This is a genomic window from Actinacidiphila acidipaludis (genome assembly GCF_019890725.1).
Classification (GTDB): domain Bacteria; phylum Actinomycetota; class Actinomycetes; order Streptomycetales; family Streptomycetaceae; genus Actinacidiphila; species Actinacidiphila acidipaludis.
On record NZ_JAINZZ010000008.1, the window covers coordinates 159,451 to 183,382 of the forward strand.

The following is a 23,932-nucleotide window of genomic DNA, read 5'->3' on the forward strand; positions in this document are numbered from 1 at the left end:
CGCGTCGGTCCGTGCTTGCCGCTCCCCTCCCAACGCATTCTGCGGTCCGGCCGAAGGCCCGGCGATCCGACCCGCAGGGGGGTCGGTGGAAGGCGGGGCGTTCACCAGTCGTACGGCGCAGCCATTCGGGGCGCGGGCGCGTCCGCGGAGAACCGGCCCCGAGGCCGTCCGTCCGATCCGGACCTGCCGACGGGACGCCGCACGCGCTGGCGCCCGGCCCGGAGCGGACCTATAACGGGGGAAAGGGGACGGCACCGCCGCGGAACGGCGCCGCACCGACGGAGGACCTGCTGCCATGAGCGCCGACGCCACCCACGCGTACGCCGCGATGGAACCGCGCCGTCGGCGGCGACTGCTGCTCCGTACGCTGCTGCGGGCGGTCGTCACCCCGATCGTGCTGCTGGTCCTGTACTACACGCTGCCGCTGGACAATCCCCTGAAGGTGGGCAAGGCCGGCTGGTTCGTCCTCGGCTTCGTGCTGTTCGCGGCGGCCGTCGCCTGGCAGGTGTACTCCATCACCCACTCGGAGCACCCGCACCTGCGCCAGATCGAGGCCGTCATGGTCCTGGTGCCGGTGTTCCTGCTGCTGTTCTCCGGGGCGTACTTCGTGCTGGAGGACGGTCACCCCGGCTCGTTCACGCAGCCGCTGAGCCGCACGGACGCCCTGTACTTCACCATCACCGTCTTCGCGACGGTCGGGTTCGGCGACATCACGGCGAAGACGACCACGGCCCGGGTGCTCGTCATGATCCAGATGCTCGGCGGCCTGGCGGTGGTGGGCGTGATCGCCAAACTGCTCGTGGGCGCCGTGCAGATCGGCGTGCAGCGGATGTCGGGGGGAGGGTCGGAGGGAGGACCGGGGGGAGGACCGGGGAAGGACCCCTGACGCCGGGGCCCCGCGATCGTCGTCGCCGCGGGACCACCGACGGTTCTGGGATCGCGTCCTACGGCTGACGCCCGGTGAGCAGACGGGCGTAGACGACGACATTGGCCTGGTAACCGGTGGCCTTGGTGTAGACGCCCCCGCAGGTGAGGAGGCGCAGTTCCGGGTCGCGGGTGGGACCGTACACCCGCTGGTCGGGGAAGGCCGACTTGGCGTAGACCTCGACGGCGTACACGGTGAACTCGGCCACGGTCCGGTCGGCGCGGGTGACCAGAACGGCAGCGCCCTTGTGGAGCGCGCCCAGGCCGTAGAAGACGGCAGGGCCCCGGCGGGTGTCCACGTGGCCGTCCATGATCGCGTTCCCGGCCGAGCCCGGGCTGGGGCCGCCCTCGTACCAGCCGACCATGTTGGCGTCGCTCTGCGGCGGTACGGCCAGGTGCCCGGCGGCGTCCGCGTCCAGGCGCATGACCGGGGAGTCGACGCCGAGGCGGGGGATCCGGATGCGGACGGGGGGCGAGGAGGGCATGGCGACCGCGCTCTGGGTGGGGGTGGTGGCCGAGGTGCCGGTGGCGGTTCGGGTGGGGGGTGCCGCGGAGTTCGGGGGTGCGGAGACTGCTGACGGTACGGGCCCGGGCGTCACGGAGTTCGGCGGCGTGGCGGCCGGCCGCAGGGAACTCGGCGTCACCGGGAGCGCGTCGGCCGCGGAGGGCGCGGGCGGGGTCCGGGAGCGGAGGCCGTCCGCGATCGTCCAGCCGCCGGCGCCGAGGGCGATCACCGTCGCCAGGGTCACCGCGGCGCGCGTCAGCGGCCGGTGGTGCCTCATGCGGTGACCTCCCCGGGTCCGTGGGTCATGTCCGTGCGACTGCCGACCGTGGGGCCGTGGGGCCGTGGGGCCGTGGGGCCGTGGGGCGGTGCGGTCGGGCCGTAGCGGCCGTGGGGCGCGGGGTGCGGGTGGGCGAAGGCACCCCACGGCCGTGGGCGTCGTGCCCTCGGGTGACGCGGCCACGGGCGACGTGGCCACGTACCGGCGCGCGTCAGATGCCGCTGCCGACGGTCGTACGCCGGCGGCGCAGCATGGCCACGCCGAGGACGCCGGTGGCCACCAGCGCGCCTCCGGTGACGAGTTCACCGGTGTTCACGGCGGCCGGCGCACCGCCGGAGCCTGCGTCCACTCCGCCCTTCAGACTGCTGCTGGGCACGAACGCCGAGGTGGTCGGGAATCCCTGGCTGCCGCAGGTGACCCGGGCGGTGATCCCCTGGACGGTCACCTTCACGGTCCCTTTGGTCACCGTCACGACCTTGGTTCCGGCGGGCGTGGTGAAGGTCGTGCCGGCACTGCCCGTGCCGCGGATGACGCCGTCGCGCTGGACGATCTGAAGGACGCCGACACCGGCGCACGCGACGATGTCACCGTCCTTCAGGATCAGGCTCCCGCCCTCCGACCGGCCGGTGAACGGCGTCGCCCCTCCTGAACTGCCGCCGCCGGCCTGGGCCGGACCGGCCACCGCCAGCGTCAGGGCGACGGCCGCCACGGCAACCGACGCGCCCGCCGTCGCTTTCCCCCTGCGGGGTGCCCCTCTCGTCGGTTGTCCTGCCGTCCTCTCTGCGGACATCGCTCCTCCTCATGCGCCAGGAGCCGGCGTGGCTCGCCGGCCTCTGCGCAGCAGTTTCCCGCGCGGAAGAGTGTTCTGTATCAACCGATAGGGGGACCAGTAGAAAATATACGTCTATGTCCTGGACACCCCATGGGTCCGTGTGCTGTCGAAGTCCCCGACACGGTGGTCGTCGGCACGATCGCCCGGGGCGTGCAGGCGAATTCGTTCGCGCGACGTCGCGCCGGGACGGCAGGCTGGAACCGTGCCAGAACCGACGTACGCGATCCGCGCCGCCCACACCGCCACGACCGTCACGGTCTACCAGGCCTACTCCCCCGCCCTCGGCATCCCGGCGGCCCGCGACGGCCGCTTCCCGGACGCCTGGAAGCGCGACCGGATGACGTGGATCAAGCCGTCGTTCCTGTGGATGATGTACCGCTGCGGGTGGGGCACCAAGGATGACCAGGAGACGGTGCTGGCCGTGGAGATCACCCGCGACGGCTTCGCATGGGCCCTGGGCCATGCCTGCCTCTCGCACTACGCACGCGGTTTCCACCCCGATCAGGCTGCCTGGCGACGCGAGATGAAGACCGCTCCGGCCCGCGTCCAGTGGGATCCCGAACACGACCTCCACCAGCGGGCGTTGCCGCACCGCTCACTCCAACTCGGTCTCGGCGGCTCGGTCGCGGGTCGCTACGCGGACGAGTGGACCGTCGCCATCAGGGACGTCACGCCCCTCGCGCACCAGATCCACGCCCTGGTCCGCGCCGGCCACCTCGACGAGGCCCGCACTCTCCTCCCCACCGAACCCCCTTACCCGACACCCCCCGGCCTACTCGACCACCTCCGCCCGGCCCCCGCGGAAGAGAATGCCGTTTACGTCAACGGCCTTGGTCGCGCTGAGTGAGGGGCGCGTCCGCCAGGAGCAGCCGGAACCAGAGTCCGTATCGCCGGCCTCTTCGGCGGAGGGCTGCACAGGACGACCGCGGACGGCTGGGCGTCGGAGATCGTCAGCCCCCCTCGGGAAGCCGTGACGGTCGGCCCACCCCGCGTGGCGCGAGCCCTGCCTCGGTGCGGCCCCCCGCGTGACGTGAGGGGCCGCACCGCGGGGCTCAGTCCTGGGACAGGGCCGGCGGGGCGGCGTTCACGCCCCAACTCGTCGGCTGCGCCGAGAGGTCGATCTTGATGGTGCCGGACCGCAGCAGGTCCTCATGGGAGATCCAGCTCTGGTTCAGCGCCCCCTTGTGCGTGCTCACGGACGACACATACTGCAGCTTCGACGCGTCAGCGCCCGGCGCCTCGATCGTGATCTTGTGCCCGTGCGCCGGACGGATCTCGACCTTGTCGAACATGGGCGCGCTGACCACATAGGTGGCCGAGCCGGGCTGGGCCTCGAAGATGCCGGCCATGGCGAAGACGAGCAGCGACGACGTGGCGCCGAGGTCGTCGTTGCCGGGCATGCCGTAGACGTTGTCGGTGAAGAGCGTCCGCAGCGCGCGCAGCACGGCCGAGGTCTTCCATGGCGCGCCCGTCCACGTGTACATCCACGGCGCGCTGAAGTCGGGCTCGTTGTTGGGGTTGAAGGCGAAGTTGTTGTGGTAGTCGTAGGCCCCGGTCACCCAGGAGTCCGACGCGGCCTTCGCCGGGTCGGTGAGCACGGTCGGCATGTCGAAGAACTTGTCGAGCCGCTGCTCGGCCTGCGCCTGGCCGCCCATGAGCCCGAAGAGGGTCTGCGGGTCCTGCTGGGCGAGCCACTGGTACTGCCACGCGGTGCCCTCGTGGAACGGCGCTGTCTGCGTGGGATCGGGGTTGCCGGCGACCGAACCGTCGGCGTTCCGCGCGACCGGGAACCCGGTGAAGCCCTGCGACGTCACGCTGGGGTCCCAGAGCTTGGTGAAGTTGTCGCAGCGCGAGGCGAGTGCCGCGGCCTTGTCCTGCCGGCCGAGGCTCTTCGCCATCGTGGACAGCGCGCAGTCGGCGAGTGCGTACTCGAGCGTGGCCGAACCCGCCTGCCGGCTGTCGCCGTAGGTGTAGCCGGGCAGGTTCTGGTAGGCCACCCAGCCGTTCTGGACGTACGACGGGTTGCCGTCGCGGCCGCGGAAGACGGACTGGTCGGCGGGGACCTCGTTGACGTTCTTCCACAGCGCGTCGAAGAGCTGGTTGGCCGTCCCGGCGTCGAGCAGACCGCGGTTGTAGATGTCGACGATCCACGGCGTGATCGGGTCACCGCTCATCACGTTGGTCTCGCTGTTGGCGAGCGCCCAGCGCGGCAGCCAGCCGCCGTCCTGGTAGATGTGCAGCACGGACTTGGCCATGTCGGCGGCCCGGCCGGGTTCCAGCAGATCCACGAGCTGGTTCTGCGAACGGTAGGTGTCCCACAGCGAGAACATCTGGTAGTACGTCGAATCCGCCTGGTGCACCGCGTCGTCGAAGCCGCGGTAACGGTTGTCGACGTCCGACCCGATCGCCGGGTCCAGCAGCGAGTGGTAGAGCGCGGTGTAGTACGTGCGCTGGTCGGCGGTGCTGCCGCCGGCCACCCGCATGCGGTTCAGCTCGTCCTGCCACGACGTGTGCGCGGCCTCGCGGGCCTTGTCGAACGACTTCGGCTGCTCGGCCGTCCGGTTGAGGCGCGCGCCGTCGATCGAGGTGTAGGACAGGCCGACCGACGCGCCTACCTGGCCGCCCTTGGACGGGTCGAATGTCACCCAGGCGCCGGCGCGCCGGCTGCCGCGCGACGCGTCACGCTGGTTCGGAGTGAGGGTGTTGTCGGTCCAGGTGCCGAAGTTCGCGAACTTCCGGTCGAACCTGGCGCTGAAGAAGATCCGGTAGCGCTCCTTGCCGGTCTCGCCGCAGAAGTTGCCTCCCTGGAGCCAGCCTTCGACGGTGTCGTCGCCAACCACGTGGACGTCACCGGCGTAGGTGCTGCCGTTGCTCTGACCCACCTCGATGAGGACGTTCTCCGGGCCCGATCCCGCGGGGTAGGTGTACCGCTGCTGACCGGTCCGTTCGGTCGCGCTCAACTCGCTCTGGATGCCGTTGTCGAACTTCACGCCGTAATAGCCCGGCGCGCGGGTCTCGTTGTCGTGGCTGAACTTCGCGCCGTACTGCGCCGGGTCCGACGACGTGACGGCACCGGTGGTCGGCATGAACCGGAAGTTGCCCATGGTCTGACAGCCGACGCCCGACAGGTGGGTCATGCTGAAGCCGAGGATGTTGTTCTGGCTGTAGTCGTAGGACGCGTACTGGTTCAGCTGCGTGTCCGGGCTCAACTGGACCATGCCGAAGGGGACCGCGGCCCCCGGGAACGTGGTTCCGTCGCCGTTGTTGCCGATCGAGGTGTCGACCAGCGTCGTCGGGTCCTTGGCGAACTTCGGCGCGTCGGCCGCGTTGGCGACCCCGCCGGAAAGGGCAGTGGTCACCGTGACCGTTGTGGCGAGCGCCAGGGCGGCGCACACGCGTTTCAAGGCTCTCATCGGGATCCTTTCGTGCGACAACGTTGTCACTCCTCGCGTGCTCGATCCTTGCTGGTTGGCGCTGTACCGTCAACCCACTGGTCCCACAGGAGTGGTGTCGTCCCACGGCAATCGGGGGGCTCACGTGCAACGTCGGGGCGTGCCCTGGCTTCCTGCGGCAGGGTGATGGGAGCGCGGCTGGATCGAAGTCCCCCGGCTCTCAGGCTCCTTGGACGGTGGCCAGCACGGTCGGCCATGCCGCGGCGCCGAGCAGGGCGCCGGCCTCGGGTGTGCCGCCGTGGTCGAAGCGGGTGGAGGCGGGCGGCGCCACTTCACCGGGGAAGACGGTGCGGTGGCCCGCGTCGGGACGCGTGATCAGAGGAGCCGTGCGCCCGGTCGTCGCGTATCGATCGGCGAGCTCGCGGGCGAAGCGGAGGGAGGGCCACATGCGGTCGGCGCCGCCGGCGACGAGGACGAGGTCGGCCGCGGTCTTCTCCACGGGGATGGTCGCGGCGGGGAGCCGGTCGGCGAAGGCGACGAGGCTGCGTTCGTACCAGCCGAGCACGGACACCGGGGTGCCGTCGGGCTCGGCCGGCTTCCATGTGTCCTCGTACGGGACGAACGGCAGCGGCTGTCCCCGCCAGGTCCAGCACGAGCGGTGAGGACGTTCCCGGCCGTCGGCGCCGGGGCCCACGTTCGCCCACACGACCGAGGTCGGGGCGAGTGCGATCACGGCGTCGGCGCGATCCGAAAGGGTGGAGAGCAGGAGTGCCGCCTCGGCTCCCTTGGAGACGCCGAGCATGCTGACGCGTTCGATGCCGCGGTCGCGCAGCAGTCCGGTCGCCGCCGCGAAGGTCTCCAGGGGGATCTCGCAGATGCCCGGCGATTGCCCGGGCCCGCCGAACCACCGGACGGACACCGCGGCCACCCCGGCCCGCGCGAAGAGGCGGCAGCGGTCGCGCTCGATCCGCCCGCTCGAACCGGACAACACGACGACGCCCGCGGTGGTGGGGCCGCCGACCGGCTCAGCGAGGAAGCCCTCCCAGGGCGCGGTCAGCTCGTGCTCGACGATTTCCGCCACCTCGGCCCCCTGACTGCCGGCTCCGTCCCACGGGACGAACCTACCGCTCCGGCTTCGCGACGGTCACGGCCCGCCCGTCACCGTGGAGCTGCGCCTGACGGCACGCCCGCCGTCCCTCGCCGGGCGGCGAAGTTGCGCCCTACCGGACACCCGCCGTCCTGAACCGTCTGCTGTTCGACGGACTGGACTGACGCCCGGGGCGGCCGGCCGGGGCGCGCGGCGGGGTGGGATCATCGCGGGATGAATGGTGCGTTGCGAGTGCCGGTGCTGGTCGCCGGGGACTTCGTGCTGCGGCCGTGGCGGATGGAGGACCTGCCGCTCGTCCACGAGGCGTCGTCGGACCCGTACATCCCCTTGCTCACGAGCGTTCCGGCGGTCTACTCGGACGAAGCCGGAGAGCGGTTCGTCCGGCGGCAGTGGCAGCGCGCCTCGGATGGGGTCGGCTACTCCTTCGTCATCGCCGACCGGCAGGACCTTCCGCTCGGCGTCATGTCGCTCCGGATGAGGGACGCGCCCGAGGGCCGGGCGTCGTTGGGGTACTGGCTCGTGGAGTCGGCGCGCGGGCGGGGCGCCGTGGCGGCGGCGCTGCGCGCGGTCTCCACCTGGGCGTTCGAGGAACTGTCCATCGCGCGCCTGGAGTTGTACGTCGAACCATGGAACACCGCGTCGGCCCGCAGTGCGGAACGCGCGGGATTCCAGCGGGAGGGTCTGCTGCGCAGCTGGCAGCGGATCGGCGAGGAACGCCGCGACATGACCATGTACGCGCTGCTGGCGACCGATGCGCGTGAGGCCGCCGCCCCCGGTTCCGACCCACGGGGCGGCGCCTCCGGCTGACGCGCGGCACCGGGCACTACTCCCAGACTTGCCGCGTCCCGCGGACGCCTCGCGGCTGGAAGCCGGTGAGGGTGAGCGGGCCGCCCTCGGCCTCCGCGAGCTCGACCATCAGGGCGCCGTCGCGGTGCGAACAGCGGGCGCCCTGGAGTCCGGGCGCCAGCATGGGCAGAGGACGGCGTGGAGAGCTCGGGCGTCGGGATGACGTACGCGACCTCCGCGCAGGCGGGGCATCGCACAAGGATCCAGTCGAGGAAGTCGTCCCCGGTCGTGCGCGGGTCCCGGAACCGCGTCGAGGGCAGGGGCAGGGCCATGCCGCGAGTACGAGGCGGTCGCGGGAATCCCCGCATGCCCATTTGGGCGCCGGGGGCCCGGGCGATCCGGACGGCGAGCGCGACGATCGTGGCCGCTGCCTGCAATGCCGCGAGGCGTCCGCTCCCCGTGGCCGGAATGTGCCCGCCCGAAGGACGGCCGGTGCATGCGGATGATGCACCAGAGGCGCGTCCGTGCTCGTGTTGCTGACGGGGTTCGGGAAGGGGAATTCCACAGCTCAGGGGTGTTGTGGGGTGATCCGTTCGGCACTGAGAATCGCCGTCATGGATGAGACAGGCGAGGTGGAACTCGGAGTGGCGCCGCGGACGGGCACTGGGAGGCTCGGGTCGGGCAAGAGGGGGATCGGCCGTTCGGCGGGACGCCGCACGGTGCGTTCGGCGGTGGGCCGATGAGCGCGTTCGCTTCCGCCGGGGCGGGGGCCGAGGGCAAGGCGCCCGACCCCGTTCTCTACCCGGACCTGGTGGCCGCCGGCGGGATCGACGCGGCACTGCGGCGGATCGCCTCCGACCTCGGGCTCGACCTCGGTGAGGTGCCCGGGGGCGCGGGGTACGCGGGTGGCGGGCCCGCCCGCTCCGGACCGGACGCGTACCGGCAGCCCCTGACCGTCCATCTCGCCTCCGAGGAGCGCGCGTTCATCGTCAGCGGGTGGAGCCGCGGCGTCGAACTCGTCCGCGGCCGGACGCCCGATCTGCACCAGGTGGCCAGGGCGGCCGCGGTCTGGCGGTCGGGGGCGTCCCTCCACGAGCTGCGCGCCCTCTGCCCGTTCGTGACGTTCGGCGAACTCGCCGAGGCGCACGAGCGCGGGCCGGCGGACGCCGTCGCCGTCAAGTGGCGTCAGTTGCGCGAGTCGCTGCACGGCGGTGTGCCGAGCCCCACCGTCCGGAGTCTGGTCGAGGCCGCCTTCGCCGAGCCGAAGCTCCGGCAGCTCTACCCGTTCACCAGCCAGCGGTCCCTGCACTTCACGACCTGCACGGGGTATCCGTTCACCTGGGTGGTGCCGTTCGTCGATCCGCTGCAGGACGGGCGCTTCCGGGTGTGCGGGCCGAGCCGCCGGGCGGTGATCGGCGAGACGGACACAGCGGAGGAGGCGGTCGCGCTCGTGGTCCGCAACCTGCCGGCGGACATCGGTCCCGCCGTCGCCGGTACGGCCCGGGACTGAGGTGTTCCGCTCCCGCTCGATCGGCGCCGGGCAGCCCCGCTCGGTCGGCGCCGAACAGCCGGGCCGGGGCTCGGCTGCTACACCCGGGCGGGTCTCGTACCGGACTTCGCTCCGCAGCAGCGGCGGGTAGACGGCGGACGGTTCCCCGTCGACCGTGGTGCCCGCGAACTGCAGCATCGCGCGCAACTCGCTGTTCATCGGCGCTGGGTAGTCCAACGCGTGGGCCGACACCCGGCACAGAACGCTCAGTTGCGCGGGGCTGAGGCTGATGTCCAGCCCGCCCAGGTTGCCTTCCAGGTGCTCAGGGCGCCGGGCGCCGACGAAGGGCACGACGCTTTGCTGGCGCGCCCGCAGCCAGGCGAGGGCCACGGCCACTGAGCCTGCCCCGAGTTCGTCCGCCACCTCGGCCACCGCGTCGATGACCTCCCAGTCGGCGGCGCCGGGCCCTCCGACGTGCGCGGCGCGCGCCGCGTCGGTGACCTCGTCGCCGCGCCGGTACTTGCCGGACAAGAAGCCGTTCTTCGACGGGCTCCACGGCACGAGGGCGAGCCCCTGGTCACGGGCGAACGGCGCGAGCTCGCCCGCGACTTCGCGGGCCAGGAGCGAGTACTCGACCTGGACTCGATCAGGGGCCCGCGCCGTCCACTGGATCCGCGACGACTACGCGGCGTCCTTCCGCGTGGCGGACGTGACCCGGTTGGCCGGTATGAGCACCTCGGCCTTCCACCGCAACTTCCAGGCGGTGACCGCCATGAGCCCGATCCAGTTCCAGAAGCCCATCCGACTCCAGGAGGCGCGGCTGATCCTCGCGGGGCGGTCCGGCGACATGACGGCCGTGTCCCAGTCCGTGGGGTACGACAGCGCGTCGCAGTTCAGCCGCGAGTACCGCCGCCTCTTCGGCGTCTCCCCCAGCCAGGACGCCCGCCGTCTCCGAGCCTCCGGTCCCCCTCCGCCGGTGCCGGTGCCCTAGCCGATGGCTGCGGTCGCCTGCCGGCCGGTGCATAGGGTGAGGGCAGGACTCGGCCTGGGAGGGGGCGTCGTGGAGCGGCTGGCGGTCGTCGTGGAGGCGCGGGACGTGGCGGGGCTCGGGCACTTCTGGGCGGAGGCCCTGGGGTGGCGGCAGGGCAAGGGCGGGGTGGTCGGGCCGGGCGAGGGCGGGGCCGTCGAGCTGGTCTTCGTCGCGTCGGGGCGGCGCAAGTCCGGCAAGAACCGCCTGCACCTGGACCTCACCGGTGGCGACGACCAGGCCGCGGAGGTGGGGCGGCTGCTCGCGCTCGGGGCGCGCCGCGCCGACATCGGTCAGGGTGACGTGCCCTGGGAGGTCCTCGCCGACCCGGAGGGCAACGAATTCTGCGTGCTGCCGGGGGCCGACGCGGCCGGGCGGCTCGCCCAGGTGTGCCAGGACGCCGCGGATCCCGCGCTGCAGGGCGCGTTCTGGGCGGCCGCCACCGGCTGGCAGATCACGGAGGAGGCCGCCTGGGGCGTCCGCCTGGCGGCCGCCCCAGGCACGGCGCCCTCCTTGGTGATGGGACCCCCGGCGACCGCCAGACACGGCGTGAACCGCCTGCGGTTCGCTCTCACGGCCGACGATCTCAGCGCGCTGGAAGGGAAGTTGATTACCGCCGGTGCCGGACGGACGGCCGCGCCGCACCTCTTCACCGACCCCGAGGGCAACGAGTTCCACCTCGGGCGCCCACGCGCGACATGACCTCCTGAAACCCCCTTGCCGCCGGGAAGAACCGGGCTGGATCATCGTCGGCGATGACTGAGACAACACATCCCGAACTTTCCACCGCATGGGAGCTGTTCGACTCCGGCGACCAGCGCGGCGCCATGCGCACGCTCCGGCTCGCGGCCGACTCCATACCCCCCGCCGAACTGGCTCCGCTCGTGGCCAAGTTGGCGGAGAGCTCCGGCTTCGAGGATCTGCGCACGTCGGCCGCGGGCCTGGTCGCACGGCCCGACGACGCCACCGCCCTCTACGCGTTCGGGTACGACTGCATCGAGCGCGGTGTGTCCGCGCTGGCCGTCCCGGCGCTCCGGGCGTCGCTGGACGCGTCGCAGCGGCAGGGGCGGACGCCGCGCAAGAGCGGCCGGTGGGGACGGAAGCCGGCGCCGCCGGATGTCGCGCCGCGCAAGGTCCTGGTGGAACTGGCCGTCGCTCTGGAGGACGGCGAGCGGCACGCCGAGGCCGCGGACGTGCTGAGCGAGCACGACACGCTCACCGAGGACTGGCCCGACGGCTACCTGCTGGCCTACAACGCGCTGATGGCCGGGCGCGTCGACCAGGCGGCCCGGGTGTTCGGCGCGCTGGCGGCGGCACCGGAGCAGTGGCAGCCGGCCGCCGAACGCATCGCCCGCATCCTGGCGCGGGTGGCGACGGCCGCGCCGGAGGGCGACCGGGACCTGCGCGGCTGGCACTTCGCGCTGACCGGTGGCCTGCTCAGCACGCTGTCGCCGTACGGGTTCACGAGCATGACCGGCCGCTGGGCGTATCTGCAGGACACGCGGGCGTCGTGCCGGCTCGGCCTGGAGCGGCTGCGGACGGTCCTGGCGGCGACCGGGCGGACACCCGCGTCGGTCGGACTGCTGCCCGACCGGAACAGCGAGGTGCTGGGGCTCGCGGCGGCCGAGGTGCTGGGGCTGCCCGCCGAGCCGTACCGGCCGGGGGCGGCGGACGTGCTGGTCGTGGCGTACGACCTGAACGAGTGCGACCGCCAGCTGGTCGTGGGCCTGCGGGAACGCGTGCCCGGCCAGGTGCTGTTCGAGCACGCCACGTGCTGGACCGACCCGCCGGCCGTCTCCGCCGACGTCAGTACGTTGCTGGTCCAGACGGTCGTGGCGCCCTGGGGCGAGCGGATGAGATTCACGGCCGACGGCGAACGGGACGACGTTCCCGCGGACGAGCGGCCCGCCGAAGAGGTGGCTGCGGAGATCGTCACGGCGGAGCCGCGGGTCGACGAGGGGGACGGGGAGGCGCCGGCGGACTCCGCGGAGGCGCTGAGCGCGCTCGCCGAGCGGGTGCGGGAGGAGTGGCTCACGGGCCCGCGGGACCGCGCCCGCTCGTCCGGCCCCGTCCGCAGCGGGCGCTTCGCCTGACCGCCTGATCCGGCGGGACGGCCTGCGGGATGGCCTGTGGGCTGCCCCGCGGGGTCGGATCGCGGGGGCGACTCGCGGGATCGACTCGCGGCACCCCGTGCGGACGTGACCGCGGACGCCAGCCCTCGACCGCCCGCTGACCCGCCACCGCCGCCCCCGGCCCCCACTCACCTTTCCGGCCCGGGGACGAGGAGCGAGTGCCCCCGATGGCGCAGAGCGGAACACCACCGCACAGAGCCGACAGGCGGAGTCCGCGCCCGGGGTCGTGGGCCGAACGGGTGGGGATGGCCGTGGCCTGCCGGGAGTTGGGGCGTGGAGGCGCGATCTTGGGGGCGGGTCGGCCCACGGCCCGGAGTCCCTGATGCTCCGCACCCCCGGAGGAGTCCCGTGCGTACCCGCTCGCTCTTGTCGCTCACCGCGGCCACCGCGGCCCTGCTGTTCCCGGCCGCTCCCGCTCATGCGGCCGGCACCGGCACGTACCGGATCCAGTTGGCCGGCACCAACCGCTGCCTCGCGGCGAGCGAGGGCCTGATCGGGGGCGCGCTCAGGGTGTGCGGCCCCAGCACGGTGTGGACGGTGCGCGCCATGGACGACGGCACCGTGCAGTTCGTCGAGCCCGCCGGCGAGGGCCGCTGCCTCGGGCTCTCCCCCGCCGTGGTCTTCCCGCCCGCCCTGTGGCTGAGCACGTGCGGCGCCTCGCCCGACCGGTGGCGCGTCGAGGTCACGGACGGGTCCTCGCTCGTCGCGCTGGCTCTCGACGACGCGCCGTTCGGCACCCTCACCTCGATCGGCAACCGCGCCGCCGCCGCGGGTGACGGCGCGGCGGAGTGGCTGGTGCGCCCGGTGGACTCGGCCGAGCAGTAAGCACACCGCCGGCCGGGACGCCGGCCCGCGGAGGTTCCTGCCGCCGGGACCGGCGGCCGGCAGGAATTCCGCAGGCCACGCCGGGCCGCCGCCGCATAGGCTGCCCCCATGGCATCCCTGGTACGGCATGTGACCCTCGACTGCGCCGACGCCTACACCCTCGCGTCCTTCTGGGCCCAGGTGGTGGACGGGAGGCTGGCGGACGACGACAGACCGGGAGACCCGGAGGCCGTGGTCTCCTCGGCCGGCGTCACGCTGCTGTTCATCACCGTGCCCGAGTCCAAGACCGTCAAGAACCGTGTGCACCTGGACCTGCAGCCGCAGGACCGCGGCCGTGACGAGGAGGTGGCGCGGCTGCTCGACCTCGGCGCGCGGATCGTGGGGGACCTGCGGCGTCCGGACGGCACCGGCTGGGTCACCATGGCCGACCCCGAGGGGAACGAGTTCTGCGTGGAGCGGAGCGCGGCCGAGCGGGCGGCGACGGATGCCTGACCTCCTCGACTCCGGCCGAACCGAGGCGTATCTGCGGCGGATCGGCGCCGAACGCCCGTCCGCGGCCGACGCGGAGACGCTGCGCGCCCTGCACCTGCGGCACCAGATGACGGTGCCGTTCGAGAACCTCTCCATCCACCTCGGCCAGGACATCGTCCTGGAGGAGTCCGCGCTGGTGGACAAGGTCCTCGGCGGCCGCGGCGGCTTCTGCTACGAACTCAACGGCGCCTTCGCCGCGTTGCTGCGCGCCGTCGGCTACGAGGTGACCGTGCTCGCGGCGCGGGTGTTCGGCAAGGACCAGGAACTCGGGCCGCCCTATGACCACTTGGCGCTGCGAGTCGTGCCGTCGGACGGCAGCGGCCCGTGGCTGGCGGATGTCGGCTTCGGGCGGCACAGCCACTACCCGCTGCACTTCGGCAGCCGGGACGAACAGCCGGACCCCGGCGGACGGTTCCGGATCACCGACACCCCGGACGGCGACATCGACGTCCTCAACGACGGCCGTCCGGAGTACCGACTGGAACAACGGCCGCGCGAGCTGCGGGACTTCGAGGCCACGTCCTGGTGGCAGCGCACCTCGCCGCGTTCGCACTTCCGCCAGTCACTGGTGTGCACGCGGCTCACGGAGACCGGGAGGGTGACGGTCAGCGGCCGCACCCTCGTGCTGACCGGCGCCGACGGCGACCGTGAGCAGCGGGAGCTGGCGGCGGACGAGGTGCTGCCCGCCTACCGCGAGCACTTCGGGATCATGCTCGACCGCGAACCGGTCGTCGCGCCGCTGCCCTGAACGTGCCGCGGGCCCTCACACCCCCCACTCGGCCCGCACCCCGGCGAAGAACGCGTGGAAGCCGGGGAAGGTCTTCTTCACGCACCCCGGGTCGTCGAACGTGGTGCCCGGGGTGCGCAGGCCCGCGACCGCGAAGCTCATCGCGATGCGGTGGTCGCCGTGGCAGGCGATCTCGACAGGCGCGGGCGTGCCGGGCTGGATCTCGATCCAGTCGCGGCCCGTCTCGACCTGGATGCCCTGGCGGCGCAGGTTCACCGCGCACGCCTCCAGGCGGTCGCACTCCTTGACGCGGGTGTTGTAGACGTCCTCGATCCTCACGGGACCGTCCGCGAAGGGCGCGATGGCGGCGAGCGTCGGCATGGTGTCGGAGATGTCCCGCATGGCCACGGTGGTGCCGGACAGGCGGCCGGTGCCGGTCACGGTCGTGCTGTCGGGGCCGATCTCGACGTCCGCGCCCATGCCGCGCAGGACCTCGACGAACTGCAGGTCGCCCTGGAGGGCGCCGGCGCCCAGACCGGGGACGGTGGCGGAGCGGCCGGTGAGCGCGGCGGCGGCGAAGAAGTAGCTCGCCGTGGACGCGTCGGGCTCGACGGCGTAGTCGACGGCCCGGTAGCCGCCGGGCGGCACGACGAAGGTGTCGCCCTCGCGCGTCACCGTGACGCCGAAACGGCGCATCATCGCGAGCGTGATCTCCACGTAGGGCACCGAGACGATGCCGGTGACGCGGATCCGCAGGCCCTCGGCGGTCAGCGGGCCGGTGAGCAGCAGCGCGGTGAGGAACTGCGAGGACAGGCTGGCGTCCAGGTCGATCTCGCCGCCCTTGATGCCGTCGGCGACGACGGTGAGCGGGAGGTGGCCCTCGGCCTCCTCGTGGGTGAGGTCGACGCCGAGCGACCGCAGCGCCTCGGTGAGCGGGGCGACCGGGCGGCGGCGCATCTGCGCGGAGGCGTCGAAGCGGAAGGTGCCGTGGCCGGCCGCGGCGAGCGCGGGCAGGAAGCGTGCCGCGGTGGCCGCGTCCCGGCAGAAGACCTCGGCCTCGGCGGCGGCAGGGCCCTGCGGGCGGCCGGTGACGTGCCACTCCTCGGCCTCGCGCCGCACGTCGTAGCCGAGGCGGGTCAGGCCCTCGGCGAAGCCGTCGGTGTCGTCGGACAGCAGGGGCCGGCGCAGCACGGTGGTGCCGTCGGCGGCGGCGGCGAGGAACAGGGCCCTCGCGGTCACCGACTTCGAGCCGGGTACGGCGACGACACTCACGGGATGGCCTCCTGGCGGGTCTCTCTGCGTCTTCCGGCGCCACGGCCTGGGCCGCGTGCCGACGCGGCGAGTCTAGGCGGACGGCACATCTGTCCGTCCGGGCGTCCGAGGAATGGCCACGAATTGCCAGCCGGGCCGTCCGCAGGGCCACGCGCCGGGCGGGGGACGTGCCGGGCGGTCCCACCCCCGAGGCCCGCGCCGTCCCCGAGGCCAGCGCCGTCCCCGGCGCCCGCGGCCGCCAGGCCCCGCGCCACCCAGGCCGAGGTCGTCCCAGGACCAGGCCCCACGCCGTCCGGGCCCCACGCCGCTCAGGAGCAGGTCGCCCCAGGCACAAGCCCGCCGCCCCGGACCCGCCCCCGGCTCAGGGCTCTGCCCGGGTCAGAACGTGACGGGCAGGCGGTGCAGGCCGCGCATCAGCGGGTTGGGCCGCCAGCGCAGCGGGGCCGGGACGGACGCGAGGGCGAGCCCGGGGGCGCGGGCCAGCAGTTCGGTGAGGGCGATCGCGCCTTCCATACGGGCCAGCGGCGCGCCGAGGCAGAAGTGGATGCCGTGGCCGAAGGCGAGCTGGGACTGCGGCGGGCGGCGGATGTCGAAGGTGTCGGGCGCGGCGTGGCGGCCCGGGTCGCGGCCGGCGGCCGCCAGGACGACCGCGACGATCTCACCGGCGGGCACCGTCACGCCGCCGATCGGGTAGGGGGCGCGGGTGATGCGGTAGGTGGCGCGTTCCACCGGCCCGTCGTAACGCAGCATCTCCTCGATCGCCCCGGGCATCAGCGTGTCCGGGTCGGCACGGAGCGCGGTGAGCTGGGCGGGGTGGCGCAGCAGCGCGAGCACGCCGTTGGCGATCAGGTTGACGGTCGTCTCGTGGCCGGCGACGAGCAACAGGAAGGCCATGCTCACGAGTTCGTCGGCGGAGAGCCGGTCGCCGTCCTCGTACCGGGTGCGGATCAGGGCGCTCAGCAAGTCGTCGCGCGGGCGGCTGCACCGCTTGTCCTCGATGAGTTCGACGAGGTAGTCGCGCATCGCCTCCCCGGCGGCGGCCTCCGCGGCGAAGTCGCCGGTCTCGCCGAGGATCGCACGGGTCCAGCCGCTGAAGGACGCCCGGTCGAGCGTGGGCACGCCGAGCAGTTCGCAGATGACGGTGAGCGGGAGCGGGACGGCGAAGCTCTCGATGAGGTCGGCCTCGCCGGCCGGCAGCATCGCGTCGAGCAGGTCCCCGGTGATCCGGCGCACCCGGGGCCGCAGGGTCTCCACCCGCCGTGGGGTGAACTCGCGGGCGACCAGGCGCCGCAGCCGGGTGTGGCGTGGCGGGTCGGACTCGAGCATGTTGGCGCTGACCGGGCCGGCCTCCTCGGTGCTGCCGTCCAGGATCCGCCAGTCCTTGCTCAGCCGGGGGTCGGCGAGGACGGTACGGGCCTCGTCGTGGCCGACGACGAGCCACATCTCGCCGCTCTCGGTGACCACCCGGTGGACCGGGCCGCGTTCGCGCAGCCGCGCGTAGACGGGATACGGGTCGTCGACGAACTCCGCGCCGTGACGGGTGAGGTCGATGACGTCGTGGCCGGGCAGGTCCCCGGTCGGGCCGGTCAGTCCGGTCGGGTCGGGCGGGCCGGCCAGGCCGCCGCGGGCGTCGTCGTGGTCGTCCATCGCGGTTCCCCCCTCGGAGCGCGGTGCGCCGCGCGGTGTCAGTGCGGGTCTGCCAGGCGTTCCAGCAGGTGCGTGAGGCGCTTGGTGACGGTCTCGCGGTCCCCGTCGGTGAGCGCCGAGCCCATGCCGACCGCGACGGCGCCGGCGGCGACCCAGTCGGGCGCGGCGGACACGGTTATGCCCCCGGTGGGCAGCAGCGCGACGTGCGGGATGATCGCCCGCAGGTCCACGACCCAGTCCGGGCTGTAGGCGGTGGCGGGGTAGAGGGTGAGGGCGTCGGCGCCCAGTTCCATGGCGCGGACCGCCTCGGTGGGCGTGGCGACGCCGGGGAAGACCGGGACGCCGTAGCGGTGGCCGGTGCGCAGCACGGCCTCGTCGAGGTTGGGGGCGAGCAGGAAGCGGGCGCCGGCCTCGATGGCCATCCGGGCGGAGACCTCGTCCAGGACCGTGCCCGCGCCGATGACGGCGTCGTCGCCGACCTCGCGGACCAGGGTGGTGACGGCCTCGAGCGCGAACGGGGTGGTGAGGGAGATCTCCAGGGTGGTGAGGCCGGCGGAGAGCAGGGTGTCGGCGGTGGCGGCGGCCTGGTCGTAGCTCTCGGTGCGGATGGTGGCGAACACGCGCTGGGCCAGTGCGGCCCGGGTGGTCTCCCAGCGGTACACGGCGGACGCCCACCTTCCTGGAGGTGCTGCACGGACTCAGCACGCTACCGGGGACGCGGGGCCGCGACGCCCCGAGCGGCGGGAGCTGTTTCCGCACCGTGACATGAGAGGAGCATGAGTCCCCTGGGGCCGGGGGTTTCCCGGCCCCGCGCCCGCGACTGCGACAGCACCTGCGCCGGCGCCCGCACCTGCGCCCGCGACAGCGACCGGGGCTCAGCCGACGTGGGTGGAGAACAACCCGCCGGTCGGTCCCTGCTTGTCGCCGCCCTGGGCCTTCTTCAGTGCGTTGGCCAGGCCCTCGATGGTCATGGACTGCAGGATCACACGGCCGTTGCCCTCCAGGGTGGCCAGCGACAGGCCCTCACCGCCGAAGACGGCGTTCATGATGCCCTGGCGGTTGAGGCCGCCGATGCGCTGCACGCCGTACTGGATGCCCTCCTCGAAGGCGACGATGCAGCCGGTGTCGACCTCGATCCGGCCGCCGAAGTCCGCGGGGTTGAGGTCGATGAAGTTGCCCGCACCGGCGATGATCACGGTGCCGTGGCCGGTGAACTTCTCCAGGATGAAGCCCTCGCCGCCGCTCATGCCCTGGCGGCCGCCGGCGAACGCGATGCCGAACTGGACGGTCTCCTCGGCGGCCACGAACGCGTCCTTCTCCGCGAACCAGGCCCGCGAGCCGTTGAGCTCCAGGGCCCGCATCTCGCCGGGCAGCACACCGGCGAAGCCCACCGTGCCCTCGCCGCCGGCGGCGGTGAAGTACTGGAAGGCGAGGGACTCGCCGGCCAGGGCGCGCTGGCCGACCTGCATGGCGGTGCCCATCGCCTGGCGCAGCAGGCCGCCCATGCCTCCGCCGCCGCCCGCGCCGCCCTGCTGGCCGCTGTTGCGGGTGCCGGGGCCGCCGAGCCGCGTCTCCATGGTGACGTTGGCGGTCTTGAACAGGAACTTGCCCGCCTCGCAGTACACCGTCTGGCCGGGGTTCAGGGTGCAGACGGCCATCTGCATGGCGTTGCCGACGATCTGCTGCTGCAGGGTCACAGCGGGGACTCCTCAGGACGAGCTGGTGGTACCGGGTGGGTGCGGTGGCACCGCCCGGTCAACGTACCGCCCGGGCGATTCGGTTCCGCAAGGGGTCGGGGCCGGTGTCGGGGCTCTCGGCCTGCTGGGCGGGAAGCCGCACCGGCCGTTCGCCGCCGGTGTCGAGGAAGCGGGCCAGCGGGAGGGTGGCGGCGCCGACGGTGACGGCGTCGGCGCCGAGCCTGCCCAGCTCGATGGAGGTCTGGGCGCAGGGGTGGCGCAGCGCGTAGGCGGCGGCGACGTCGCGGACCGCGGGCAGCAGCCGGGGGCCGAGCAGCAGTCCGGCCCAGCCGCCGATGACGATGCGCTCGGGGTTGAAGAGGTTGATCAGGTCGGCGATGCCGGCGCCGAGGTACTCGGCGGTCTCGGCGAGCAGGGCGCCGGCCTCCGGGTCGTGGTCGGCGGCGGCGAGCAGCGCGGCGAGGGCGGTCTCCTCGCTGACGTCGCCGGGTGCGGACGGCCAACGGCCGAGCAGCGCCTCGGCGCCGACGTAGGCCTCCAGGCAGCCGCGGGAGCCGCAGCGGCAGACGCGCCCGCCCACGCGCAGGGTGGTGTGCCCCCACTCCCCCGCGCTGCTGCTGGCGCCGTGGTACGGGGTGCCGTCGGCGACGACGCAGGCGCCGACGCCGGAGCCGATGAGAGCGATGACGACGTTGCGGGAGCCGCGGCCGCCGCCGAACCACATCTCGGCCTGGCCGAGGGTCTTGGCGCCGTTGTCGATGTAGAGCGGCAGCGCGGTGCCGGCCCGCAGCAGGCGGCCCAGCGGCACGGCCTCCCAGCCGATGGTCTGGCCGTGCACGACGATGCCGTCCGCCTCGCCGGGCGCGGCCGGCCGGCCGCCCTCGGCGGGGGTGTGCTCGACGATGCCGGGGACGCCGATGCCGACGCCGAGGACCTCGCTGTCGTCGATGCCGGCCTCGCGCACCACGGACTCGATGCCCCGCAGGGCGAGGCTGACGACGTGGTCGACGTCGTGGCCGCTGTCGGACAGCGGGAGGTCGGCGGAGGCGCGCTCGGTCAGGGCGAGGTCGAACAGCTCGACGCGGACGCGGGTTTCGCCGACGTCGACCCCGACGACGTAGCCGAAGGCGGCGGAGACCTGGAGCAGGGTGCGGGGGCGGCCGCCGTCGGACTCGACGGCCCCGGCCTCCTCGACCATGCCGTCCGCGATGAGTTCGCCCACGACGTTGCTGATGGAACCTGCGCTCAGACCGGTGTCCCGGCCCAGCTCCTGACGGCTGAGGGGCCCTTCGAAATACAAATGACGCAGAAGCGATGCACGGTTGCCGCGCCGCAGGTCACGCACGGTCCGCTTGCCCCGCTCAGCCATCGACCCTCCCTGTCAGCCCGTCCGGCGTGAATCTATCGCTGCACAAGGTCTTGACGCCACCTTTTCTCACAAGTTAAATCACGGCCTGAATTAAGGCACAGGCGCTGTTCACTTCCTGAAGCGATCCCCACCCCCTGAGAGGGAACCGGTATGCGCACCTCCAGCACCTCCAGCAGACTCCTCGCGGCCACCGCCCTCGTGGCCGCGCTCGGTCTGACCGCCACCGCGTGTGGCGGCGGCTCCGACAGCAGCGGCGACAAGAGCGATCCCGCCAGCCTCAAGGGCCAGACCATCACGTACTGGGCGAGCAACCAGGGCACCAGCCTCGACAACGACAAGCAGGTGCTCACCCCCGAGCTGAACAAGTTCACCCAGCAGACCGGCATCAAGGTCAAGCTGGAGGTGATCGGCTGGGCCGATCTGCTCAACCGCATCCTGGCGGCGACCACTTCGGGTCAGGGCCCGGACGTGCTCAACATCGGCAACACGTGGTCGGCCTCGCTGCAGGCCACCGGTGCGCTCATGCCGTGGGACGCCAGCGCCTTCACCGCCATCGGCGGCAAGGACCGGTTCGCGCCCGCCGCCATCGCCGCCGCCGGTGCGGCCGGCAAGGACCCGGCCGCCGTGCCGCTGTACTCGATGGCGTACGGCCTGTACTACAACAAGAAGATGTTCTCCGACGCGGGCATCGCCAACCCGCCGAAGACCTGGTCGGAATTGGTGGACGACGCCAAGAAGCTGACCACCGGCGGCCACTACGGCCTCGCGGTCGAGGGCAGCAACGGCTCGGAGAACATCCACCACGCCTTCGTGCTCGCCAAGCAGCGCGGCTCGGACTGGTTCGACGCCTCGGGCAAGGCGACCTTCGACACCCCGGCGAACGTGGCCGCGGTCAAGCAGTACGTCGACTTCATCGCCGCCGACAAGGTGGCCGCCAAGGGCGACGCGGAGTACTCGCAGAACCAGACCATCACCGACTTCGCCACCGGCAAGGCCGCGATGATGATGTGGCAGTCCGCCGCGACCTCCATCAAGGCGCACGGCATGTCGCCCGACCAGTACGGCGTGGTGCCGGTGCCGACCCAGACCGCGGGTGCCACCGGTGACGCCGGTGTGACGTCCATGGTGGCCGGCATCAACCTGGCGGTGTTCCAGAACACCAAGCACAAGGCCGCCGCCGAGGCGCTGGTGAAGTTCATGACCAGCACGCCGGAGCAGAAGATCCTCAACGGCACCTACGGTTCGCTGCCGCCGGTCAAGGAGGCGCAGAGCGACCCGGCGTTCCAGACGCCCGACCTGAAGGTCCTGGCCAGTGTGCTCAGCAGCTCCGCCGCGCCGCTGCCGCAGGTGCCCAACGAGAGCCAGTTCGAGACGCTCGTCGGCACCGCGATCAAGGACCTGTTCGCCGACGCCGCAGCCGGCAAGCCCGTGACGGACGACTCCGTCAAGGCCGCGCTGACCAAGGCGCAGCAGCAGATGCCCGCGTCCTAAGGATCGGCCCTCCTCCATGACTGCCACCGCCCCTCCACGGCAGGCGCCCGAAGCCGGCCCCGGCAGCAGCAAGACCGCTGCCGGGCGCCGGCTGCGGCCGCGTGCGATCGAACGGCTGCGCCAGATAGGCCTGCCGTACCTGCTGCTGCTTCCCGCCCTCATCGCCGAACTGCTGATCCACATCGTGCCGATGTTCTTCGGCATCGTCATCAGCTTCAAGAACCTGACCCTCTTCTTCATCCGCAACTGGAGCAAGGCTCCGTGGGCCGGGTTCGACAACTACCGTGCCGCGATCAAGATCCATGAGCCGATCGGCCAGGCGCTGCTGCACTCGTTCTGGGTGACGCTGGCCTACACCGTGCTGTCGGTCGCCCTGTCCTGGCTGCTGGGGACCGCTGCCGCGATCCTGATGCAGGACTCCTTCCGCGGCCGCGCGATCATGCGCGCGATCTTCCTGGTGCCCTACGCGCTGCCGGCCTACGCGGCGCTGATCACCTGGACGTTCATGTTCCAGCAGGACACCGGCCTGGTGAACCACGTCCTCCACGACCAGCTGCACGTCACCTCGAACAAGCCGTTCTGGCTGATCGGTGACAACAGCTTCTGGGCGATGGTCATCGTGTCGGTCTGGAAGTCCTGGCCGTTCGCCTTCCTGGCCCTGATGGCCGGTCTGCAGAACATCCCGCGCGAGCTCTACGAGGCCGCGGCGATGGACGGCGCCGGCGTCTGGCAGCAGATCAGGAAGATCACCATGCCCTCGCTGCGCCCGGTCAACCAGGTGCTCGTGCTGGTGCTGTTCCTGTGGACGTTCAACGACTTCAACACCCCCTACGTGATGTTCGGTCAGTCCGCGCCGCACCAGGCGGACCTGATCTCCATCCACATCTACCAGTCGTCGTTCATCACCTGGAACTTCGGCTCGGGCTCGGCGATGTCCGTGCTCCTGCTGCTGTTCCTGCTGCTGGTGACCGCGGTGTACCTGTTGTTCACGTCCAGGAAGCGGGGCGACGCCGATGCCTAGGATCCCGGTGCAGCCGTCCCCGATGGCGCAGCCGAAGTCCTTCCTGTGGACGCGGCGCGTCGTGCTGACCCTGCTGCTGCTGTTCGTGCTCACGCCCGTGTACGTGATGCTCAGCTCGTCCCTGAAGAACCTCCAGGACGTGCAGGGTTCGTTCAAGTGGATTCCGCACGGGCTGACGTTCCGGCCCTACGTGGACATCTGGAAGACCGTCCCGCTCGCGCACTACTTCGTGAACTCGCTGATCGTCTCGGTGAGTGCGACGGTGTTCTCGGTCGTGGTGGCGATCTTCGCCGCCTACGGCGTGAGCCGCTACCGGTTCGCGGGCCGCAAGGTCTTCACCGTGACGGTGCTGTCCACCCAGATGTTCCCCGGCATCCTCTTCCTGCTGCCGCTGTACCTGATCTTCGTCAACATCGGGAACAGCACGGGCATCACGCTCAACGGCAGCCGGCTCGGGCTGATCATCACCTACCTGACGTTCTCGCTGCCGTTCTCGATCTGGATGCTGGTCGGCTACTTCGACTCGATCCCGCGGGACCTGGACGAGGCCGCCAAGGTGGACGGCTGCGGCCCGTTCGGCGCGCTGTTCCGCGTGGTCGTCCCCGCCGCCATCCCCGGCATCGTCGCGGTCAGCGTGTACGCGTTCATGACCGCGTGGGGCGAGGTGCTGTTCGCCTCGGTGATGACGAACTCCAGCACCCGCACCCTCGCCGTGGGCCTGCGCGAGTACGCCACCCAGAACGACGTCTACTGGAACCAGGTCATGGCCGCCTCCCTCGTGGTGAGCGTGCCGGTGGTCGCCGGATTCCTGCTCCTCCAGCGTTACCTCGTCGCCGGGTTGACCGCCGGCGCCGTCAAGTAACCCCGCCTCCCGAAGAAT

22 protein-coding genes and 2 pseudogenes are annotated in these 23,932 nt (G+C 72.3%); 13 read left to right on the plus strand and 11 right to left on the minus strand.

Annotated elements, in window-relative coordinates:
* The first annotated feature begins 295 nt into the window (after nucleotides 1-295).
* Nucleotides 296-886, plus strand: coding sequence for a potassium channel family protein (locus tag K7862_RS10125; RefSeq protein ID WP_222962123.1), 591 nt, complete (start codon nucleotides 296-298; stop codon nucleotides 884-886).
* A gap of 58 nt (nucleotides 887-944) precedes the next feature.
* Here K7862_RS10125 and K7862_RS10130 read toward each other — a convergent pair whose 3' ends face one another.
* Entirely contained in the window at nucleotides 945-1,706 is a 762-nt protein-coding gene (locus K7862_RS10130; protein ID WP_222962124.1) for a class F sortase, read from the minus strand.
* Between the two features lie 211 nt (nucleotides 1,707-1,917).
* On the minus strand, nucleotides 1,918-2,415 hold the full coding sequence (locus tag K7862_RS10135; protein ID WP_222962125.1) for a hypothetical protein: 498 nt from the start codon (nucleotides 2,413-2,415) through the stop codon (nucleotides 1,918-1,920).
* Nucleotides 2,416-2,740: 325 nt separating this feature from the next.
* Here K7862_RS10135 and K7862_RS10140 point away from each other — a divergent pair, with 325 nt between their 5' ends.
* On the plus strand, nucleotides 2,741-3,385 hold the full coding sequence (locus tag K7862_RS10140; protein ID WP_222962126.1) for a DUF4291 domain-containing protein: 645 nt from the start codon (nucleotides 2,741-2,743) through the stop codon (nucleotides 3,383-3,385).
* A 205-nt stretch (nucleotides 3,386-3,590) separates the two neighbouring features.
* Here the strand turns inward: K7862_RS10140 and K7862_RS10145 are convergent, their stop codons facing one another.
* Both K7862_RS10145 and K7862_RS10150 read right to left on the minus strand, forming a co-directional pair.
* Nucleotides 3,591-5,951: a GH92 family glycosyl hydrolase gene (locus K7862_RS10145; protein WP_222962127.1), complete on the minus strand. Its 2,361-nt coding sequence runs from the start codon at nucleotides 5,949-5,951 to the stop codon at nucleotides 3,591-3,593.
* Between the two features lie 199 nt (nucleotides 5,952-6,150).
* Nucleotides 6,151-7,011, minus strand: coding sequence for an acyl-CoA thioester hydrolase/BAAT C-terminal domain-containing protein (locus K7862_RS10150; protein ID WP_222962128.1), 861 nt, complete (start codon nucleotides 7,009-7,011; stop codon nucleotides 6,151-6,153).
* Nucleotides 7,012-7,251: 240 nt separating this feature from the next.
* Between K7862_RS10150 and K7862_RS10155 the strand changes: the two genes are divergently transcribed.
* The gene (locus K7862_RS10155) at nucleotides 7,252-7,845 is read left to right on the plus strand and encodes a GNAT family N-acetyltransferase (RefSeq protein WP_222962129.1); all 594 of its coding nucleotides are present in this window, start codon (nucleotides 7,252-7,254) and stop codon (nucleotides 7,843-7,845) included.
* Between the two features lie 16 nt (nucleotides 7,846-7,861).
* On the opposite strand, the gene K7862_RS10160 is transcribed toward K7862_RS10155, so the two are convergent.
* Entirely contained in the window at nucleotides 7,862-8,008 is a 147-nt protein-coding gene (locus K7862_RS10160; RefSeq protein ID WP_222962130.1) for a hypothetical protein, read from the minus strand.
* A 555-nt stretch (nucleotides 8,009-8,563) separates the two neighbouring features.
* Here K7862_RS10160 and K7862_RS10165 point away from each other — a divergent pair.
* On the plus strand, nucleotides 8,564-9,334 hold the full coding sequence (locus K7862_RS10165; RefSeq protein ID WP_222962131.1) for a DUF6193 family natural product biosynthesis protein: 771 nt from the start codon (nucleotides 8,564-8,566) through the stop codon (nucleotides 9,332-9,334).
* A gap of 303 nt (nucleotides 9,335-9,637) precedes the next feature.
* Here K7862_RS10165 and K7862_RS37450 read toward each other — a convergent pair.
* A pseudogene (locus tag K7862_RS37450) lies at nucleotides 9,638-9,985 on the minus strand (aldo/keto reductase); the annotation flags it as partial.
* Between K7862_RS37450 and K7862_RS37455 the strand changes: the two are divergent.
* The 6 genes and pseudogenes from K7862_RS37455 to K7862_RS10195 form a co-directional block, all read left to right on the plus strand.
* Nucleotides 9,966-10,304: pseudogene (locus K7862_RS37455) on the plus strand (helix-turn-helix domain-containing protein); the annotation flags it as partial. The pseudogenes K7862_RS37450 and K7862_RS37455 overlap by 20 nt on opposite strands.
* A 36-nt stretch (nucleotides 10,305-10,340) precedes the next feature.
* Nucleotides 10,341-11,042 carry a VOC family protein gene (locus K7862_RS10175; RefSeq protein WP_222962133.1) on the plus strand — a complete coding sequence of 234 codons (702 nt, stop codon included), beginning with the start codon at nucleotides 10,341-10,343 and terminating at the stop codon, nucleotides 11,040-11,042.
* A gap of 53 nt (nucleotides 11,043-11,095) precedes the next feature.
* Nucleotides 11,096-12,433, plus strand: coding sequence for a hypothetical protein (locus tag K7862_RS10180; protein WP_222962134.1), 1,338 nt, complete (start codon nucleotides 11,096-11,098; stop codon nucleotides 12,431-12,433).
* Nucleotides 12,434-12,820: 387 nt separating this feature from the next.
* Nucleotides 12,821-13,297, plus strand: coding sequence for an RICIN domain-containing protein (locus tag K7862_RS10185; protein WP_222962135.1), 477 nt, complete (start codon nucleotides 12,821-12,823; stop codon nucleotides 13,295-13,297).
* Nucleotides 13,298-13,405: 108 nt separating this feature from the next.
* A complete protein-coding gene (locus K7862_RS10190; protein ID WP_222962136.1) occupies nucleotides 13,406-13,789 on the plus strand; it encodes a VOC family protein in 384 nt (127 codons plus the stop codon).
* Nucleotides 13,782-14,576 (plus strand): arylamine N-acetyltransferase family protein, encoded by a 795-nt coding sequence (locus K7862_RS10195; protein WP_222962137.1) that lies wholly within the window; start codon nucleotides 13,782-13,784, stop codon nucleotides 14,574-14,576. The genes K7862_RS10190 and K7862_RS10195 overlap by 8 nt, the downstream gene beginning before the upstream one ends.
* Before the next feature lie 15 nt (nucleotides 14,577-14,591).
* Here the strand turns inward: K7862_RS10195 and aroA are convergent, their stop codons facing one another.
* The 5 genes from aroA to K7862_RS10220 all read right to left on the minus strand — a co-directional run bounded on the left by aroA (nucleotide 14,592) and on the right by K7862_RS10220 (nucleotide 20,540).
* Nucleotides 14,592-15,827 (minus strand): 3-phosphoshikimate 1-carboxyvinyltransferase, encoded by a 1,236-nt coding sequence (aroA, locus tag K7862_RS10200; RefSeq protein ID WP_222962138.1) that lies wholly within the window; start codon nucleotides 15,825-15,827, stop codon nucleotides 14,592-14,594.
* A 378-nt stretch (nucleotides 15,828-16,205) separates the two neighbouring features.
* The gene (locus K7862_RS10205; RefSeq protein ID WP_222962139.1) at nucleotides 16,206-17,474 is read right to left on the minus strand and encodes a cytochrome P450 family protein; all 1,269 of its coding nucleotides are present in this window, start codon (nucleotides 17,472-17,474) and stop codon (nucleotides 16,206-16,208) included.
* A gap of 38 nt (nucleotides 17,475-17,512) precedes the next feature.
* On the minus strand, nucleotides 17,513-18,136 hold the full coding sequence (locus tag K7862_RS10210; RefSeq protein WP_222962140.1) for a bifunctional 4-hydroxy-2-oxoglutarate aldolase/2-dehydro-3-deoxy-phosphogluconate aldolase: 624 nt from the start codon (nucleotides 18,134-18,136) through the stop codon (nucleotides 17,513-17,515).
* A 213-nt stretch (nucleotides 18,137-18,349) separates the two neighbouring features.
* On the minus strand, nucleotides 18,350-19,171 hold the full coding sequence (locus K7862_RS10215; protein ID WP_222962141.1) for an AIM24 family protein: 822 nt from the start codon (nucleotides 19,169-19,171) through the stop codon (nucleotides 18,350-18,352).
* Between the two features lie 58 nt (nucleotides 19,172-19,229).
* Nucleotides 19,230-20,540 (minus strand): ROK family transcriptional regulator, encoded by a 1,311-nt coding sequence (locus tag K7862_RS10220; protein ID WP_222962142.1) that lies wholly within the window; start codon nucleotides 20,538-20,540, stop codon nucleotides 19,230-19,232.
* Between the two features lie 150 nt (nucleotides 20,541-20,690).
* On the opposite strand from K7862_RS10220, the gene K7862_RS10225 reads away from it, so the two are divergent.
* The 3 genes from K7862_RS10225 to K7862_RS10235 are packed head-to-tail and all read left to right on the plus strand — an operon-like array spanning nucleotide 20,691 to nucleotide 23,914.
* Nucleotides 20,691-22,031 carry an ABC transporter substrate-binding protein gene (locus K7862_RS10225; RefSeq protein WP_222962143.1) on the plus strand — a complete coding sequence of 447 codons (1,341 nt, stop codon included), beginning with the start codon at nucleotides 20,691-20,693 and terminating at the stop codon, nucleotides 22,029-22,031.
* Between the two features lie 16 nt (nucleotides 22,032-22,047).
* Nucleotides 22,048-23,052: a carbohydrate ABC transporter permease gene (locus K7862_RS10230; protein ID WP_222962144.1), complete on the plus strand. Its 1,005-nt coding sequence runs from the start codon at nucleotides 22,048-22,050 to the stop codon at nucleotides 23,050-23,052.
* Nucleotides 23,045-23,914, plus strand: coding sequence for a carbohydrate ABC transporter permease (locus tag K7862_RS10235; protein WP_222962145.1), 870 nt, complete (start codon nucleotides 23,045-23,047; stop codon nucleotides 23,912-23,914). Before K7862_RS10230 ends, K7862_RS10235 begins: the two co-directional genes overlap by 8 nt.
* The last annotated feature ends 18 nt before the right edge of the window (nucleotides 23,915-23,932 follow it).